This window comes from Priestia sp. AB (assembly GCF_028369225.1).
Lineage (GTDB): Bacteria > Bacillota > Bacilli > Bacillales > Bacillaceae_H > Priestia > Priestia megaterium.
This window is the reverse complement of record NZ_JAQMYN010000007.1, coordinates 242,926-259,425: the sequence shown is the minus strand read 5'-3', so window position 1 is coordinate 259,425 and position 16,500 is coordinate 242,926. Positions and strand designations below refer to the sequence as shown.

17 protein-coding genes are annotated in these 16,500 nt (G+C 40.1%); 13 read left to right on the top strand and 4 right to left on the bottom strand.

Features of this window, described 5'->3' with window-relative positions; all coding sequences use genetic code 11:
• The first annotated feature begins 102 nt into the window (after nucleotides 1-102).
• The 4 genes from POF52_RS21570 to POF52_RS21555 all read left to right on the top strand — a co-directional run bounded on the left by POF52_RS21570 (nucleotide 103) and on the right by POF52_RS21555 (nucleotide 4,821).
• Entirely contained in the window at nucleotides 103-933 is an 831-nt protein-coding gene (locus tag POF52_RS21570) for a glycosyl transferase family 2 (protein ID WP_271994759.1), read from the top strand.
• A 140-nt stretch (nucleotides 934-1,073) separates the two neighbouring features.
• On the top strand, nucleotides 1,074-1,958 hold the full coding sequence (locus tag POF52_RS21565; RefSeq protein WP_034651345.1) for a superoxide dismutase: 885 nt from the start codon (nucleotides 1,074-1,076) through the stop codon (nucleotides 1,956-1,958).
• A gap of 538 nt (nucleotides 1,959-2,496) precedes the next feature.
• Nucleotides 2,497-3,054 (top strand): 3D domain-containing protein, encoded by a 558-nt coding sequence (locus POF52_RS21560; RefSeq protein WP_271994756.1) that lies wholly within the window; start codon nucleotides 2,497-2,499, stop codon nucleotides 3,052-3,054.
• Between the two features lie 279 nt (nucleotides 3,055-3,333).
• A complete protein-coding gene (locus POF52_RS21555) occupies nucleotides 3,334-4,821 on the top strand; it encodes a DHA2 family efflux MFS transporter permease subunit (protein ID WP_028413037.1) in 1,488 nt (495 codons plus the stop codon).
• A gap of 33 nt (nucleotides 4,822-4,854) precedes the next feature.
• Here POF52_RS21555 and POF52_RS21550 read toward each other — a convergent pair whose 3' ends face one another.
• On the bottom strand, nucleotides 4,855-5,535 hold the full coding sequence (locus POF52_RS21550; RefSeq protein ID WP_075421760.1) for a DUF421 domain-containing protein: 681 nt from the start codon (nucleotides 5,533-5,535) through the stop codon (nucleotides 4,855-4,857).
• Between the two features lie 158 nt (nucleotides 5,536-5,693).
• Here POF52_RS21550 and POF52_RS21545 point away from each other — a divergent pair, with 158 nt between their 5' ends.
• The 4 genes from POF52_RS21545 (at nucleotide 5,694) to POF52_RS21530 (ending at nucleotide 9,945) form a co-directional block, all read left to right on the top strand.
• Nucleotides 5,694-6,338: a LytTR family DNA-binding domain-containing protein gene (locus POF52_RS21545; protein WP_013083502.1), complete on the top strand. Its 645-nt coding sequence runs from the start codon at nucleotides 5,694-5,696 to the stop codon at nucleotides 6,336-6,338.
• Nucleotides 6,339-6,470: 132 nt separating this feature from the next.
• Nucleotides 6,471-7,985, top strand: coding sequence for an acetyl-CoA hydrolase/transferase family protein (locus POF52_RS21540; protein ID WP_271994753.1), 1,515 nt, complete (start codon nucleotides 6,471-6,473; stop codon nucleotides 7,983-7,985).
• Between the two features lie 118 nt (nucleotides 7,986-8,103).
• Entirely contained in the window at nucleotides 8,104-9,066 is a 963-nt protein-coding gene (locus POF52_RS21535) for a quinone oxidoreductase family protein (protein WP_271994751.1), read from the top strand.
• Nucleotides 9,067-9,168: 102 nt separating this feature from the next.
• Nucleotides 9,169-9,945: an SDR family oxidoreductase gene (locus tag POF52_RS21530; RefSeq protein WP_271994749.1), complete on the top strand. Its 777-nt coding sequence runs from the start codon at nucleotides 9,169-9,171 to the stop codon at nucleotides 9,943-9,945.
• Between the two features lie 16 nt (nucleotides 9,946-9,961).
• Here the strand turns inward: POF52_RS21530 and POF52_RS21525 are convergent, their stop codons facing one another.
• The gene (locus POF52_RS21525) at nucleotides 9,962-10,744 is read right to left on the bottom strand and encodes an SDR family oxidoreductase (protein WP_271994747.1); all 783 of its coding nucleotides are present in this window, start codon (nucleotides 10,742-10,744) and stop codon (nucleotides 9,962-9,964) included.
• 307 nt (nucleotides 10,745-11,051) lie between these two features.
• Between POF52_RS21525 and POF52_RS21520 the strand changes: the two genes are divergently transcribed.
• Together POF52_RS21520 and POF52_RS21515 are read left to right on the top strand one after the other, a co-directional pair.
• The gene (locus tag POF52_RS21520) at nucleotides 11,052-11,249 is read left to right on the top strand and encodes a hypothetical protein (protein ID WP_271994745.1); all 198 of its coding nucleotides are present in this window, start codon (nucleotides 11,052-11,054) and stop codon (nucleotides 11,247-11,249) included.
• A gap of 143 nt (nucleotides 11,250-11,392) precedes the next feature.
• A complete protein-coding gene (locus POF52_RS21515; protein WP_013083497.1) occupies nucleotides 11,393-11,665 on the top strand; it encodes a hypothetical protein in 273 nt (90 codons plus the stop codon).
• Between the two features lie 29 nt (nucleotides 11,666-11,694).
• Here the strand turns inward: POF52_RS21515 and POF52_RS21510 are convergent, their stop codons facing one another.
• A complete protein-coding gene (locus tag POF52_RS21510) occupies nucleotides 11,695-11,931 on the bottom strand; it encodes a hypothetical protein (protein WP_013057410.1) in 237 nt (78 codons plus the stop codon).
• Between the two features lie 267 nt (nucleotides 11,932-12,198).
• On the opposite strand from POF52_RS21510, the gene POF52_RS21505 reads away from it, so the two are divergent.
• Nucleotides 12,199-12,333: a YjcZ family sporulation protein gene (locus tag POF52_RS21505; RefSeq protein ID WP_057235960.1), complete on the top strand. Its 135-nt coding sequence runs from the start codon at nucleotides 12,199-12,201 to the stop codon at nucleotides 12,331-12,333.
• A gap of 192 nt (nucleotides 12,334-12,525) precedes the next feature.
• Here POF52_RS21505 and POF52_RS21500 read toward each other — a convergent pair whose 3' ends face one another.
• The gene (locus POF52_RS21500) at nucleotides 12,526-12,726 is read right to left on the bottom strand and encodes a cold-shock protein (protein ID WP_013057408.1); all 201 of its coding nucleotides are present in this window, start codon (nucleotides 12,724-12,726) and stop codon (nucleotides 12,526-12,528) included.
• A gap of 283 nt (nucleotides 12,727-13,009) precedes the next feature.
• Between POF52_RS21500 and POF52_RS21495 the strand changes: the two genes are divergently transcribed.
• Nucleotides 13,010-14,710 carry a pyruvate oxidase gene (locus POF52_RS21495; protein WP_271994741.1) on the top strand — a complete coding sequence of 567 codons (1,701 nt, stop codon included), beginning with the start codon at nucleotides 13,010-13,012 and terminating at the stop codon, nucleotides 14,708-14,710.
• Nucleotides 14,711-15,010: 300 nt separating this feature from the next.
• Complete coding sequence (pdxR, locus tag POF52_RS21490; RefSeq protein ID WP_034651371.1) at nucleotides 15,011-16,444, top strand: MocR-like pyridoxine biosynthesis transcription factor PdxR; 1,434 nt, start codon at nucleotides 15,011-15,013, stop codon at nucleotides 16,442-16,444.
• The last annotated feature ends 56 nt before the right edge of the window (nucleotides 16,445-16,500 follow it).

Genomic DNA, 16,500 nt, shown 5'->3' with positions numbered 1-16,500 from the left:
CACTGATTTTCATACACTGTAACAGGTTCTTTTTTTATAGAGCCATGATCAATGTCAGACGCATACGACAGATCATTTTAAGGAAAGTGAGTTGCAGGGCTGTTGCTTGATCAATATGAAAAAATAACTAGTACGTATGAAAAGCTAGATGAACTTCAGCTGCCGTTTAATAAGCCCGTTTTAGTCGCGGTCGATTGGAACGGAGTGCTGTTTGAGTTTTTAGTGAGATTAAAAAAAGAGTCTTCTCATTTGCTTGTGTTTGGCTCAGGAGGAGGGGCAAGTCAGGAAATGCCTGCAGGCCCTCCCTATTTTCAGCGCCATTCGTGGATGAATGAATTCCAAGATTCAATCATTTACTATAACGATCCTACGCTCTATTTAGGAAAGGTGTCGCTTGCGTGGGGACAAGGGACAAGCGATCGTTTTTATTTAAAAGACATTGCGGTTTTAATTGAAAAGTTCATGAAAAAAGTGCAGGTTAGTTCGTCTAATGTGCTGTTTTACGGATCATCGGGCGGCGGCTTTATGTCGATGTTTTTAGCGGGGTACGTAAAAGGAGCAAAAGCGCTTGTCAACAATCCGCAGACTTGCTTGACCAAGTGGCTGAAAACGCCGGTTCGGCAAGTGTTTAATTTATCTTATCCGAGCTTGACAGAAGATGAAGTGATCGCCTCATACGGTGAGCGAATTAACGCAGTGAAGTTTTTTCGCCATATTAACTATGTGCCGAAGGTGTATTACTTGCAAAACGGGGCGTTTGAATACGATATGAACAACCACTTGCTGCCATTTTTAACGGATTTGCAGGATATGCCAGATGACTGTGAAATCAATAATATAAAAGTCGAGCTCTATTATAATCCAAAGCTGAAGCACGCGGCTGTTAGCAAGCAAGAAACGATTGATTATGTGAATATGGCAAAGAAAATATAATAAAAAAGGCAAGAGTTCAAGCTTAAAGGAACTCTTACCTTTTTTATGTCGAATTTTCTAACTCAATAGATACAAGTAGGAAGTTATGTTGCTTTTTCTTTTGAATATGATAGTGAAGATGAGGTGTAAGGAGGGAAAGTATGGCCGATCAAGATGAGAGAAAAAGATACTTGATGGAAGTTCAGACCTGGCTTGAACAAGTATGTGATCCTGTATTTGAAGAAGCCATTACAGAAGTAGATATAACGTCATATATAACGCGCACGCAAGAAGACGTTCTTGAATATTTAAGTGAAGAAGATGTCAACGAATATACGTTAGAAGAAATCAATAATGCAGTGCGGCATATTGATAAAGTCTTAAAAGAGCGGCTTGGAGACGACGGCAGGGAGCGAGAATCGATAGCGCCAGGACAGCACGAACTGCCGCCGCTTGGCTATAGCTATTCAGCTCTTGAACCGTATATTAACCGGGAAATTATGCGTCTTCATCACAGCAAGCATCATCAAAGCTATGTAGATGGATTAAATAAAGCAGAGCTCATGCTGCAGCAAGCCCGTAACACAAACAATTTTGACCTCATAAAACATTGGGAACGGGAAGCTTCTTTTCATGGCTCAGGTCATTACTTGCATACAATCTTTTGGGAAATTATGAGTCCAGAAGGAGGAGGGAGGCCGAGACGGCAGCTGCTGCAGCAGCTTCAAAAAGACTTTGGCAGCTATGAGAAATTTATGATGCACTTTTCTCAAGCTGCAAAAAAAGTGGAAGGTGTAGGCTGGGCTATCTTAGTATGGTCGCCGCGTTCGCGAAAGCTTGAAGTTTTGCAAGCAGAGCGCCATCAGCTTCTCACGCAGTGGGATACAATTCCGCTGCTCGTATTAGACGTATGGGAACACGCCTATTATTTGCAGTACAAAAATGAACGTGATCCGTACGTTGATAATTGGTGGAAAATAGTTTACTGGCCAAATGTAGAAAAAAGGTTCGAGGCAGCTAAAATGCTTCAGTGGCAGCCATATTAACAAGTAATGCAGGCATCTTAATTTCAAATAAAAAGGCTATGATAAAAGTATTTTAGTGGAAGAAAAATCCGAACGATGAATTGAGATTCTTGATAGAGAATCCAACTCGTTCGGATTTTTTATTGTTATGACGATCATGTATGTATGCGTTTCTAGCTGTTGATTGGAGAGCAAGAAGAAGACTCCTGCGGAAAGCAACAGCGGTGTAAAAAGTGATTTATATTAAGGTTCTTTAACACATTTATTAATTTTAAATAAACTATGTTCTAAATAACCAATATAAAATAAAATATAAGCCTCTAGAACCAGTGAAATGTTACAAATGAAATAATCCATTATAAACGTGTGTAAAAGCACCGTCATATACCTAAATATGTATGTTTTTGAAGAGTAAAGGGATTAATTTACTAGTTTAAAAGGAAGAATCTTTATTTTTACTGTAACTAAACTATCAAACTATTGACATGTTACTGAAATATAACTGTAATATTCATGTGTTATTTTTTATGTATTGGTAGATAAAGGGGAAATCAATTACATGAAAAAGACAATGATTACGTTCAGTTTAGTTCTAATGTCACTGTTCGGAGTGGCAAGTGGTGCATCAGCTGCAACAAATACATATACAGTAAAAAGCGGAGATTCGCTATACAAAATTGCAAAGACATATAAAGTATCGGTTAGTCAGCTGAAACAGTGGAATAACTTAAAGTCAGACAGCATTCATCCGAAACAAGTATTAAAAGTATCTCAAACAAAATCAAGCACGCCTGCTAAAGCAGCGCCTGCGAAGCCTTCAAACGTTGTGAAAGAATTTAAAGTAACAGCAACAGCGTACACAGCGAACTGCAAAGGCTGCAGCGGAAAAACAGCGATTGGAATTGACTTGAAAAAGAATCCAAATCAAAAAGTGATTTCTGTCGATCCAAAAGTGATTAAGCTTGGTTCAAAAGTATACGTAGAGGGTTACGGCACGGCAATCGCAGCTGATACGGGCGGTGCGATTAAAGGAAATAAAATTGACGTTCTTCTTCCTTCTCAAAAAGAAGCGTTAAAATGGGGAAGAAAAACAGTAAAAGTCCAAATCTTAAAATAAGTATTTCTTAAGGAAATGAGAGCCTTCTTTGAAGGGCTCTCATTTTTTTCTTCATTAAAGGGCATACTACTTTATATATACTGATGGAAAAGTTTTACGAAAATGATCATATTTGTTGACAAATATTTCGGAAACAGATATATTTATCCGGTATATAATTAAGTTCATTAAATATTCGTGACATAAATTAATAGAATGAACACATAAAATATATTCTTAACCTGTTTGTCATCTGAAGATTTACATACAGATAATTTTAAAGGGAAAGGTCTTGTTAAAATGAATACACAAACACAACAGTCCGATCAAGCCCGAACTCGGTCTATTTTTGGCGTAATGATAATGGGAGCGCTCGTCGCTTTTTTAAATCAAACGCTGATTAACATTGCGCTTCCGCAAATGATGGATCATTTCCATGTAACGGCGGCTACGGGTAACTGGTTAACAACCATCTTTATGTTAGTAAACGGAATTGTTATTCCAATTACAGCATTTTTAATGAATCGATTTACTACAAGGCAGCTGTATATTACAGCAATGGGGCTGTTTACAGTAGGAACACTGCTTTGCGGTATTGCACCGACATTTTCCGTTATTTTAGTAGGACGCGTCGTGCAAGCAGCAGGAGCAGGGATTTTATTTCCGCTAATTACCAACGTTATCTTTACATTATTCCCACCTGACCGACGCGGCTTTGCGATGGGGATTTTTGGTGTAGCGATGAACTTCGCACCCGCAGTAGGGCCGACGCTTTCTGGTTTAATAGTTGAGCACTACTCATGGCGCGTTTTATTCTTTATGATGTTTCCCATTGCACTCATTAACGTAATTGCGGCTATTATTTTAGTGAAAAACGTGACGGAAACAAGCCGACCTAAGCTAGATGTGCTTGGCGTTATTTTGTCAACAATTGGATTTGGCGGCTTGCTTTATGCGTTCGCTACGGGCGGTACAAAGGGCTGGACCAGCACTGAAGTATTAGCTATGTTCATTGTAGGCGGTATTTCAATTCTGTTCTTTATTTTCCGTCAGTTAAAAATCGATCAGCCGCTTCTTGAATTCCGTATTTTCCGTTACCGTATGTTCACTTTAACAACAATCATTAACGTGATTGTGACAATGGCAATGTTTTCAGGTATGATTTTAATGCCGATTTATATGCAAAACGTACGCGGTTTTTCACCGTTTCTTTCAGGCTTGCTATTACTGCCAGGGGGAATTGTAATGGGGATTATGTCTCCGATTACAGGACGTCTGTTTGATAAGTTTGGAGCAAGATGGCTTGCTGTTATTGGTTTAGCGATTACCGTTGTGACAACATATGAACTAACAAAACTTGAAACAACAACAACATTTATGTATGTAATGATTGTTTATACTGTTCGTATGTTTGGTATGTCGCTGCTCATGATGCCAATATTTACAGCAGGATTAAATGAGCTTGCGCTTAGCTTAAATAAATACGGCACAGCGATGGTTAATACGCTTCGAATGGTTGCTGGAGCTGTAGGAATGGCGTTCTTTGTATCTATTATGATGAATCAAGGTGAAAAACACGTGAAAAACATCGTAACGAATCAGCAAATTTTGCCGACAGATAAAGGCAGTATGGCTGAAGCTGTGAATCAAGGTACGGCAATGGGTATTAACGATGCGTTTATGATTGCAACGATTTTAAGTGTGATAGCGTTTGTTTTAGCCTTCTTTATTCGTAAAACATCACCAAAAGAAGATACCATTACAAATCGTGTGAAAAAAGCAAGCTAATAAAAAATCCGTGCCTTTTGGTACGGATTTTTTTTATGAGTTAAATTTGTCTTTTTTATAGTCAATGTAAAGCGATCCGTCGGACTGGACCTCAGCGTAAAAGACGTCATCAATTGAGTTGACTCCCGCTTTTTCTAGCTGTTTATGCAGCCAATTATTATCTACATGCAGGTCCTTCAAGGCATCTTCATTCGCTTTTCCATCGTAAATAACGCCCGTTGAAGTGGGAAATAAAAGCGTTTTTGACCACGAGTTCGGCTTTTTATCTTGTTTTTGCATAACGGAAAGGTTTCCGTTGATTTCTAATATGGCGTATTCTACATCTTTTATGGAAAATACGTTTTGCTGCCTCAGCATGCCTAAAAGAGATTCAATATCTAGCCGGACTTGTTTTAATGCCTTTTCCATCACTTTCCCTTGCTTAATCACAATTTTAGGCTCACCGGTAATAAGATGCCGCGCTTTTTTCGATTTCATTCCAAGATAGCCCATAGCGATTGTTAAAAATGTCCATCCTAGCAGTGAATAAACCCCTTTATCAATCTCCACTCGCTCATCAGTGGAGAGGGAAGAAGCGATATTACCAATCGTAATTGCCGTAATAAATGTAAATACATTTAGCTGGCTGATTTCTGTTTTTCCCATGAGCCGCGTTAAAAGAAGCAGCACAAAAAATGAACAGGCGATTCGAAACGTCGATTCAGCATAGCCCATACATTTCACCCTTCCTTCATTTCATTGTTTTATGTTGTGAAAAAATAGAAATTTTATGCAGTTGAAAAGATAAATTCCATGCTTCTTTCCCACTAGCTTTTGCTTTTGCGCTACAATAAAGAAGCAGCGTGTTTGACTAGACAAAAGAAGGTGAAAAGATGAAACCATTTAAAGCTTCAGCATTATTAGACGTTATCAGCGAATTGTTCTCTGATGAAGCGTCGATTGCCGTTTCAGATCTAGAAACGTACGTGTATTACCGGGCAAGTAAACGAATTAATTTAAAAATCAGCCCTGGAGATCAAATTAAAAAAGGAACGATTACATATAAAGCATTAGAACGAAAGCAAAAAGTATCAGAATTTATTCACCGAGACGTGTTTGGCACGCCTTACTACGGCATGGCCGTGCCTTTCTTAGACGAAGGAGAGGTTCAAGGGTGCGTGACGGCGATTTTTCCCGCGTTAACGAGCGGAAAGTCAGTTGTGACGTTAAAGGTGAACGAGGGATGGATACCGGTTCCTTTCTCAAAAATTATCTACGTAGAAGCGCGTGACCGAAAAACATATGTGTACGCACAGAAGTATACGGGTACGCATAAATACACGTTAAATGAATTTGATTATGTGCTTCCAAAAGAAGAGTTTGTGCGCTGTCATCGTTCCTTTATCGTCAATGTGACGCAAATTCAAGAAATTTATCCTGATACACATTCAACTTTTTTACTAGTAATGAGCAGCGGAGAAAAAATTCCGGTCAGTCAGTCGTACGCCAGCTATTTTCGAAAACTCCTTGGGTTTTAACCGTCATTTTGCTTAATTATCATCAAATATGCTGTTTTATCGCTATTTTTGTCCATTTCATTCCAAAAACTCTTGTAGACGCTTGCTTTACAGTAAAATGGTAAAAAAGAGCGAAAACAAGGAGTGAACAGAATGGAAAACGTTTGCAGTCGAATTAAGCATGAAGCACTACAGAATCGCGTTGTCTCTGCTGAAGAAGCAGCATCTTGGATTCAAGATGGAATGACCCTTGGTCTAAGCGGTTTTACACGCGCGGGGGATGTCAAAGCTGTACCGTTTGCGCTAGCGAAACGAGCGGAAACAGAACCGATAAAAGTAAGCGTGTATACCGGTGCTTCACTTGGGTCAGATGTGGATAAGCTATTTGCAGAAAAAGGCATGTTAAATAAACGTTTGCCCTTTCAGGCGGACCCTACCATGCGTAAAAAAATTAATGAAGGTGAATTTCAGTTTATTGATCAGCATTTATCGCATACTTCTGAATGGGTACGTTCAGGCGTGTTAGATTCAATAGATTTCGCTATTTTGGAAGCGGTTTCTATCACAGGTGACGGAATGATGATTCCAACAACGTCAATTGGCAATTCAATGGTGTTTGCCGAGCATGCAAAATCTATTATTATTGAAATTAACACAGCGCAGCCAGAGCTGTTAGAAGGTATTCACGATCTGTATGATCCGGGCGTTCAAGGACAGCGAGATGCAATTCCTTTGAAAAAATCTGATGATCGTATTGGTTCGTTAGGCATACCAATTGATTTAGATAAAGTAAAGGGTATTGTATTTACAAATCAGCTAGATTCACCGTCTACGATTGTAGCACCTGACGAAGAAACGGTTGTAATGGCTCAAAATTTGATTTCATTTTTACGTGAAGAAATTAAAGAAGGGCGATTAACTGAATCGCTTGCTCCTTTACAATCTGGAATTGGATCTGTGGCAAATGCCGTTTTCCACGGTTTGTTAGGCTCAGAGTTTCATGATTTAGAGGTGTATTCAGAAGTATTGCAGGATGCTGTGTTTGATTTATTTGACGCAGGAAAAGTTACGTTTGCTTCCTGCTGCTCAATTACGCTTTCAGCAGATAAAATGGAACAAGTTTTCTCTAATTTTGAAGCCTATCGAGATAAGCTCATTCTTCGCCCGCAGGAAATTTCAAACCATCCCGAAATCATTCGTCGCTTAGGACTGATTTCTATTAACACTGCCCTAGAGCTAGACATTTACGGAAACGTCAACTCCACGCATGTGATGGGAACAAAAATGATGAACGGAATCGGAGGATCAGGAGATTTTGCCCGAAATGCGCGTCTCGGTATTTTTGTAACAAAATCCATTGCTAAAAACGGTGATATTTCAAGCATAGTGCCGTTTGTTTCGCACGTTGATCATACGGAACACGATGTTGATGTGATTGTAACAGAGCAAGGATACGCAGACTTGCGCGGACTCGCTCCAAGAGAACGGGCAAAATGCATCATTGAAAATTGTGCCCACCCAATGTACCGCGACCAGCTTATGGCGTATTACGAAGAAGCGCTCACGCGAGGCGGACAAACACCGCACGTTCTTGAAAAAGCCTTTTCTTTTCATACGTCTTATCAAAAAAATGGAACGATGCAAGAAGCTGTAGCGCAAACAAATTGAAAAAACGCTTTGTCTCCTCATGAGACAAAGCGTTTTTTGCTGAGTAAGAAACTTGTGTTTGTTATCTCGTTGAATTACGATGAAAGGGAATACATAAAGAAAACGAGGTAACTTATATATGAAAGCATTAGTATTTGAAAGATTTGGAGGACCTGACGTTCTTCACTATCAAGATATACCGAACCCCTCTATTGGTCCAACAGACGTACTAGTAAGAACAAAAGCAATTGGACTTAATTTTGCTGATGTGTACCGAAGAAAAGGGAACTACCACTTAACGGGTACACCTCCGTATATTTTAGGATATGAAGGAGCAGGTATGGTAGAAGAAGTAGGAGCAGAAGTAAGTCATGTTAACGTAGGAGACCGCATTGCTTTTGCTGACGTTCCTTTTGCAAATGCAGAGCTTGTTGCCGTGCCACAAGATAAAATAATTGCTGTACCTGACGATATTTCGTTTGATGCTGCTGCTTCTGTGCTTTTGCAAGGGTTAACGGCTCACTATTTAACACAAGACAGCTACAGCATTCAGCCGGGCGATTATGTACTTGTTCACGCAGCTGCTGGAGGCGTAGGGCAGCTTTTAGTTCAAATTGCCAAGCTATTAGGGGGACAGGTTATTGGCTTAACGTCATCTTCTGAAAAAGCAAAAGCAGCGGCTCAAGCAGGCGCTGACTATGTCTTTTTATACGAAGATAACTGGGTGGAACAAGTGAAAAAAGTAACGAAGCGAGGCGCAGATGCTGCCTACGAATCTGTAGGGGTTACGCTAGAAAAAAGCTTTGAAGCCGTAAAAACAGGCGGAACCGTGGTATTTTACGGAATGGCAGGAGGCGATCCGGCCCCGGTCGACCCGCGTATGCTGATGGATACCTCTAAAACGCTTACAGGCGGGGACTTATGGAACGTGCTTGTGTCATATGAAGAACGTAAAGTACGTTCACAGCAGCTGTTTGAGTGGATCAGTAAAGGTCAGCTTGTGCTAACCGATCCTGTGGTATTTGACTTAAAAGACGGATCGAAAGCACATGAGCTGCTTGAAAGCCGGAAAAGTACAGGGAAAATTTTGTTAAGACCGTAAAAGAAAGGCCCTTTCGTCAAGGGCTTTTTTCTGTTAGTAAAGGAGAAACTAAGGAGCTGTCTAATATATAGTAGATAAGTAGAGTGAAAGAGGTGAAGGTAGATGAAACATGCATTGATTACAGCGGGTCATAAAGGTATTGGCAAGAAGGTAACAGAACAGTTTTTAAAAAAGCAGTATTCTGTTACCGTCCATTTTCGCAGTGATAAAAATAAAGTACGAGAACTGCAAGAAGAATGGCATCAATATAAAGACAACGTACAGTTTGTAGAAGGAGATATAACGAATAAAGCAGATATTGAACACGTCGTTGCGCAGGCTATGGAGCGATTTGGACGTATTGATGTTTTAATTAATAATGCAGGTCCGTATGTATTTGAAAGAAAAAAATTAATAGAGTACACAAACAGTGAATGGTATGAAATGCTGGAAGGGAATTTAAGCTCCGTTTTTCATTTTGTAAAAGCGGTTGTTCCTATTATGAAAGAGCAGCAGTTTGGAAGGGTTATTACATACGGTTTTCAAAATGTAGAGCACACCCCTGGATGGATGTACCGCGCGGCTTTTAGTGCCGCTAAGTCAGGGCTAGCTTCTCTGACCAAATCGCTTGCTCTAGAAGTAGCCGAATACGGGATTACGGCCAATATGGTCTGTCCCGGAGATATTGTAGGAGACATGAAAGAAAGTGATATTATAAAAGCAAGATTACTAGAAGACAAGGAAACGCCTGTGGGCCGATCAGGTACGGGAGAAGACATTGCGCGTATTATTGAGTTTCTTTCCGAGGAAAACTCAGATATGATTACAGGCAGCATTATATCTGCTTCGGGTGGAGTAGAAGTTGTTCATAAAAGCAAAAAACAAGCCCCTGGCAGATAATGCAGGGGCTTGTACGTTACAGCAGCGATTCTCCGCCGTCAATAAACATTTCACTTCCGGTAATATGTTTGGACGCGTCAGAAGCTAAAAAGGAAATTAAATCTGCTACTTCTTCGGGCTTAGCCGAGCGTTTAGCAAGCGGCTGATTGCCATTTGGATATTCAATTGGAATCGCTACTTCTTTTAATTTGTCTTCTTGACGGAATGTATTGCTTTCAATATTTGTATCAACTGCTCCTGGACAAATGACGTTTACCCGTATTCCGTATGTAGAAAGTTCAAGAGCTGCCATTTTGCCGAACGCCATTTGGCCAGCCTTTGAGGAACTGTATGCGCTCATGCCGATATTTGAAAATGTACGGTTGCCGTTAATTGAGCTAGTAATAATAATGCTTCCTCCCTGAGCTTTCAAATAAGGAATAGAATGCTTTACGGTTAAAAAAGTACTTGTTAAATTTGTATCAATCGTTTTTGTCCAATCTTCTGGTGATAGTTCTTCAATAGAAGAGAATGTACCGTTGATGCCTGCGTTAATAGAAATAATATGTAATTGACTCCATAAGCTGCTGATCGTTTCGATACTCTCTTTTATACTTTCAGAGTCAGATACGTCTGTTTTAATGGTTATACACTCTCCGCCGCTCGACATGATGGTCTCTTTTACTTCTTGTAATTTTTCTTCGTCTAAATCTAAAAGAGCAACGCGCGCTCCTTGTTCAGCTAGTGTAATGGCTGAAGCGCGTCCAATTCCAGACGCCGCTCCCGTCACAAGCGCAACTTTTCCAGTTAATGCAATCATTTGTAACCCCTCCATATAAAAATGTTGTTTCCTTTCTTTAGCCTATACGAAGGAAATAAAAACCTCTTTTAAAATATTTGTGTTTAAATTTGCTAAAAGATGCGAAAAGGAAAAGAGAAAACAGCAGCGAATTATTAATATGACGCCAGAATATGAAAAAGCTAATGTCAAATGGGCCTACTTGAGCAGCTAAAGATATACCCTGGCTTTTCAGAAGAATATTTATATAAAATTTTACATCAGAGGGACTTGCAAATCGTTCCTTGAAAGCTTACACTAGTAAAGCACAGAAAAAGGACGGTGTTTTATGAAGAAGAAAAATAATGTGATTCCATTCCCGCAAAGAAGGGAAGCGACTGCTTATGTTCCCGCTTCTATTAGTTTAGATAAGGATATTGTGGAATTTTTAGAAATTATGAATTTTGAAGATCGCAATGATTTTTTAAACGAAATGATTGATTCATTTTTTAAATATGTAAAAGGTGAAGAAGACGAAGTAAGATAAAAGGTAACGTTAAAGACATCCAACGAGATGTTTTTTATTTTGTGACCAATTGCTTAAAAGGCATGCTTAAGCCTCGTATAGTTATTTATGGTATAGTATACATTAGATACTATCTAGCAGGTGTAAATGCGAGGAGTGATAAGATGAGTGGATTTAAAAAAGATATTCGTGCCGGATCTGAAGAACCACACTCACTAGAACAATTGAAGCATGAAATGGAGCAAAGCCTGTGGAATTTAAGAAAAGATTTGCGAAATGAAAATCGCTCGGAAACGGAAATGGCAATGATTAAAATTTCGCTGCTGTCACTATTTGAGGAACAGGCAAATAAATTGAGTAAAACTGAGCTTTCTGACTACCTTGCCGATTACCATAAAAGAGTCGAGCAGTTATTCGACAGGTATAGCTATAAATAAGACAAGCATCCTTGCGGGGATGCTTGTTTTTATTTGAGCAAAATTCGCTTGTATTCATTGCGCTTCAGAGGTTTGGATACATACCCGTCGGCTTCTAGCTGATAAATAATGGTGGCAGCTGCATACACGCTAAAGGCATGATCAAGACCAAAGTAGTCTTGCAAAGCGGCGACGCTCACTTCCTCTTGAAAGATTTTACTCCGATTCGATAAGACAATAGGGTAGACGTTTTTAACAATTTGCTTTGAAATTTCGAGTGTTAACATATTAAATCCCTCCCGTGTGAGTGTACATAACTAAAGGTATTCAGCACGGTGTACATTCATGAAAAAGGGAGCGATTACATTTTTGAAAGATAAAGAAAAGAGGAGTAAATGCCCATAAAATCAAATGCTTTATCTCTTTATGGGGCATGTTTGAAAAACGCAGTATTTTTAGTGTATGACAAACATTTTCAAAAGTTCTATGGAATTATTAGGAGCAATTTAACTAAATCCACATATCTTAAAGTATAGCAAATGGAGGTGAAACACATGGGATACTACGGAGGTTACGGATACGGTTGTGGTTATGGCGGCGGTGGCTGCGGCGGCGGTTTCGCTTTAATCATTGTACTTTTCATCTTATTAATCATCATCGGCGCTTCTTGCTTCGGCGGCTGGTGCTAGTTATTAAAAAATAATGACGAAGCAACATCCACACTTTATTTCTTCAACTATTTCTTCCACAAAAGGTCTCTTCGGGATGAAGAGACTTTTTTAGTTTATTATTTATAATAACGTGTACAAACTGCACGTTAAAAAGGTTTTATGCGTGGTTCTACATAAAAAAAAGACTCTGAAATCAGAGTCTTTTTCTACTTATGCTTTTTGAACGTTAGCAGCTTGAGGTCCGCGTTGACCTTCTTCAACGTCGAATGTTACAGCTTGACCTTCGTCTAAAGATTTGAATCCTTCGCTTTGGATTGCTGAGAAATGTACGAATACATCGTCGCCGTTTTCGCGCTCGATAAATCCGAAACCTTTTTCTGCGTTAAACCATTTTACTGTACCTTTTTCCATGAATGTTGCCTCCTCGTGTGCTATGCACACATTGTATTACTATCCTTGCTCATGATCAAAATCTTTAAGACGAAAGTATTCACCTATCGATTGTTGCCGAACAAAAATAATTCTTCTTATAGAATAGCAAAAGATAATGATAATTGCAAGGAATGAAGAAAATTTAACGAAAGTGGTTCATTCATTTAATGAATGAAAACGAAAATTATATGAGTGAAAATAAGTAAGAAAGAGCGTATCAGGTCACACTATCTCTATATATAAGAAGAAAGGGGTCAGTCATATGTTTAAACAGAAAGCAGGGGAAAAACTGATTGAACTGTTAATTGAATGGGGCGTTGATCATATTTACGGCATGCCAGGAGACTCCATTAATTCAATTATTGAACCGCTTCGCAAAGCCCAGGATAAAATTAAATTTATTCAAGTGAGGCATGAAGAAGCGGGAGCTCTCGCAGCGGCTGCATATGCAAAGCTAACCGGTAAAATCGGTGTATGCACGGCTATTGCCGGACCGGGAGCGATTCATTTACTGAATGGTTTGTATGATGCAAAGTTAGACAAAGCTCCCGTGTTAGCACTTACAGGGCAAGTGGAGTCCGATCTCATCGGAAGCGATGCGTTTCAAGAAATTAATTTAGAGCGAATGTTCGATGACGTGGCTGTATATAATCAGCGAATCATGTCCGCTGAACAGCTTCCCACTGTTGTTAATCAAGCAATTCGAACAGCGTATGCTAAAAAAGGTGTGGCTGTGTTAACCATTCCCGATGATATTCCTCGTTTTGAAGTCGGATCAGAAGCACGAGAAACATCAAGCATAATCGTTAAACAAGACGTCTTTCCTCACAGAGAAGACCTTGAAAAAGCAAAAGATTTGATTGGTAAAGCGGAAAGCCCGGTTATCCTAGCCGGTCGAGGCACACATGAAATGAGAGAAGAGCTGCTTGCATTTGCAGAAAAAATCGCAGCACCTATTGTCCTTACGCTTCCTGGAAAAGGCGCAATACCGGATGAACATCCATATTGTCTCGGAGGACTTGGATTAATCGGTACAAAGCCAGCGTATGAAGCGATGCAAGAAGCGGATACGCTCATCATGATTGGAACGTCCTATCCGTTTACAGGCTTTTTGCCAGACCATGCGAAAACGATTCATATTGATATTGATCCTTCACAAATTGGCAAAAGATATCCTGTAGATGCAGGGCTTGCAGGAGAAGCGAAAGCAACGGTTCAGTGGTTTTTAGAAAACGTTGGCCGCTCAGAGCATCGCCAGTTTTTAGAGCAAAGTCAAGAACGTATGAAAAAGTGGTGGAATCAGCTTGATACCCAAGAAGCCAAAGAAAGTGTACCTATCAAGCCTCAGCGAGTGATTCGAGCGCTTCAGCACGTAGCGGATGATAACGCGGTCTTGTCCGTAGATGTAGGAAACGTCACAGTGTGGATGGCGCGTCATTTTCGTATGACAAATCAGCAGTTTGTGATTTCAAGCTGGCTAGCGACTCTCGGCTGCGGGCTGCCGGGCGCACTTGCTGCAAAAATTGCTTATCCCGAGAAGCAGGTGTTTGCGGTCTGTGGAGACGGCGGCTTTGCGATGACGATGGCAGATTTTATTACAGCTGTTAAATACAATCTTCCGCTAGTTGTGGTGCTATTTAATAACCATAAAATCGGTATGATTAAATTTGAACAAGAAGTAATGGGAAATGCTGAATTCGGCACAGACTTAACAAATCCGAACTTTGCTAGGTATGCAGATATTTGCGGAGGTGTTGGCTACCGAGTAGAAAAAGAAGAAGAGCTGTTGCCGGCTTTTGAAAGTGCTGTTAGGCAAAACAAGCCGTGTATTATCGATGTAATCGTTGATGCAAACGAAGCGCCTATGCCAGCTAAGATTACGCTAGGACAAGCAACGGGTTATGCCAAGCATATGGTGAAAGAATTGTTTCAAGAAGGCAAGCTAGATTTACCGCCTCTATAAAAAAGAGGCTGTGACGAAAGTATTTAAAGATCCGAACGATGAATTGAAGCTCTTAATGGAGAATCAACTTCGTTTGGATTTTTTTTGTTGGAATGGTGAATGTATTTTAATTAACTATAAAATTATTATGTAAACTTAAATGCTGGCAAATGAAAAGAGGTGATATTATATTTATTTTGTAAAGTGGATGAGCAAAAAAACACCGAATTGGATGGTCTTTTTTTATAAAACTGCTTTAAGATAAGAGAGATAAAGGATAAACTACTAATAAGAAAGTTTAAATGTAAGGACTGACGCCGCATGAACTGGAGACCAGATCGCGCTAGCAAAAAAGCGATTTATAAACAAATTGCAGAATATATTGAAAGCTGTATTTCATCGGGAGCGTTTCCGCCGGATTCTATGCTGCCATCAGAACGAACGCTTGCTGCTGAGCTAAACGTGAACAGAAGCACGGTAGTAGCTGCTTATGAAGAACTGCAGGCACTTGGAATCGTAGAACGTAAAAAAGGAAGCGGCACGCGAGTTAGTTCGAGCATCTGGGGAATTTCCCGTAAACGTATTCCAAACTGGGGGAGATATGTAGAAGACGGTTCATTTTTGCCTAACTTACCGCTCGTACAGCGAATAAGAAGCGAAGCTTTGCGAACGGATTTTGTAAACTTAGCCAGCGGAGAATTAGCTCCTAGCTTATTTCCAAGTGAAGATTTTCAGCGAATATTAGCGGGCATGCCGTTTAATGAGCATTTAGGCTATGATCATCCTCACGGCAATGAACGTCTGCGTGACGCTATTGCTGCTCATGTTCATGAGTACCGGAAAATCTCCACCGATGCTAATTCCATTTTAATTACATCAGGTGCACAGCAAGCACTTCATTTGATTGTTCAGTGTTTGTTAAAACCAGGAGATGCAGTAGCGATTGAAGATCCATCCTATAGCTATTCACTGCCGCTTTTTCAATCAGCAGGTTTACGAACGTTTTTGCTGCCTGTAGATAAAAATGGAGCCAACCCGGAGGACTTAGTAGAATTACATAAAAAGCATCGCATTCGTATGGTTTTTTTAAATCCGTATTATCAAAACCCGACCGGTATTGTGTTATCAGAAGCGCGCCGAAAGCGGTTTTTAGAGCTTTCTTCAGAATACGGCATTCCGCTTATTGAAGATGATCCTTATTCACTCACGGCATTTGACGGAAATGTACATCAAACGCTGAAATCGATGGACGAGAACGGAAATGTCCTCTATATCAGCTCGCTTTCTAAAATTGTGGCATCGGGCCTTCGAATTGGCTGGATAGTGGGGCCGGAGCAAGTGATTCAGCGCCTGGCAGACGCTAAGCAGCAAATTGACTTTGGCCACAGCATCTTTCCGCAGTGGATTGCTTATCAATTCTTAGATTCTCCTACATTTTCTTCGCATATTGAAAAGCTTAGACAAGAGCTCAAAAAGCAAGAGTATGCCCTGTCGTCGAGTCTGAACGAATTGCTCGGATCAAAAGTATCTTTCGATTCACCTCAAGGCGGGATTCACTTATGGTGCAAAGTGAATCAGCCGGTCGATGACTATCGTCTATTGGAAGAATCGCTTAAGAGAGGTGTGGCTTTTGTACCAGGAAGCGTGCTGAGTTCTCAAAGCGGAGCTATTCGCTTTACGTTTGGCAGAGGGGAAGAAGAGGTCATTCGAGAAGGAATCAAACGATTTGCGAGCGCCCTAGAGAGTCTGGAATAGCTATAAACATAGGTAAACGTACCGGATGAAAGTTTTATTTTATTATTTCGTATAGA

What these genes read in the sequence shown, in the direction of transcription:
- POF52_RS21565 (WP_034651345.1), top strand. Translation starts at nt 1,074, where the DNA reads ATGGCCGATCAAGATGAGAGAAAAAGATACTTGATGGAAGTTCAGACC.
- POF52_RS21560 (WP_271994756.1), top strand. Translation starts at nt 2,497, where the DNA reads ATGAAAAAGACAATGATTACGTTCAGTTTAGTTCTAATGTCACTGTTC.
- POF52_RS21555 (WP_028413037.1), top strand. Translation starts at nt 3,334, where the DNA reads ATGAATACACAAACACAACAGTCCGATCAAGCCCGAACTCGGTCTATT.
- POF52_RS21550 (WP_075421760.1), bottom strand. Translation starts at nt 5,535, where the DNA reads ATGGGCTATGCTGAATCGACGTTTCGAATCGCCTGTTCATTTTTTGTG.
- POF52_RS21545 (WP_013083502.1), top strand. Translation starts at nt 5,694, where the DNA reads ATGAAACCATTTAAAGCTTCAGCATTATTAGACGTTATCAGCGAATTG.
- POF52_RS21540 (WP_271994753.1), top strand. Translation starts at nt 6,471, where the DNA reads ATGGAAAACGTTTGCAGTCGAATTAAGCATGAAGCACTACAGAATCGC.
- POF52_RS21535 (WP_271994751.1), top strand. Translation starts at nt 8,104, where the DNA reads ATGAAAGCATTAGTATTTGAAAGATTTGGAGGACCTGACGTTCTTCAC.
- POF52_RS21530 (WP_271994749.1), top strand. Translation starts at nt 9,169, where the DNA reads ATGAAACATGCATTGATTACAGCGGGTCATAAAGGTATTGGCAAGAAG.
- POF52_RS21525 (WP_271994747.1), bottom strand. Translation starts at nt 10,744, where the DNA reads ATGATTGCATTAACTGGAAAAGTTGCGCTTGTGACGGGAGCGGCGTCT.
- POF52_RS21520 (WP_271994745.1), top strand. Translation starts at nt 11,052, where the DNA reads ATGAAGAAGAAAAATAATGTGATTCCATTCCCGCAAAGAAGGGAAGCG.
- POF52_RS21515 (WP_013083497.1), top strand. Translation starts at nt 11,393, where the DNA reads ATGAGTGGATTTAAAAAAGATATTCGTGCCGGATCTGAAGAACCACAC.
- POF52_RS21510 (WP_013057410.1), bottom strand. Translation starts at nt 11,931, where the DNA reads ATGTTAACACTCGAAATTTCAAAGCAAATTGTTAAAAACGTCTACCCT.
- POF52_RS21505 (WP_057235960.1), top strand. Translation starts at nt 12,199, where the DNA reads ATGGGATACTACGGAGGTTACGGATACGGTTGTGGTTATGGCGGCGGT.
- POF52_RS21500 (WP_013057408.1), bottom strand. Translation starts at nt 12,726, where the DNA reads ATGGAAAAAGGTACAGTAAAATGGTTTAACGCAGAAAAAGGTTTCGGA.
- POF52_RS21495 (WP_271994741.1), top strand. Translation starts at nt 13,010, where the DNA reads ATGTTTAAACAGAAAGCAGGGGAAAAACTGATTGAACTGTTAATTGAA.
- pdxR (WP_034651371.1), top strand. Translation starts at nt 15,011, where the DNA reads ATGAACTGGAGACCAGATCGCGCTAGCAAAAAAGCGATTTATAAACAA.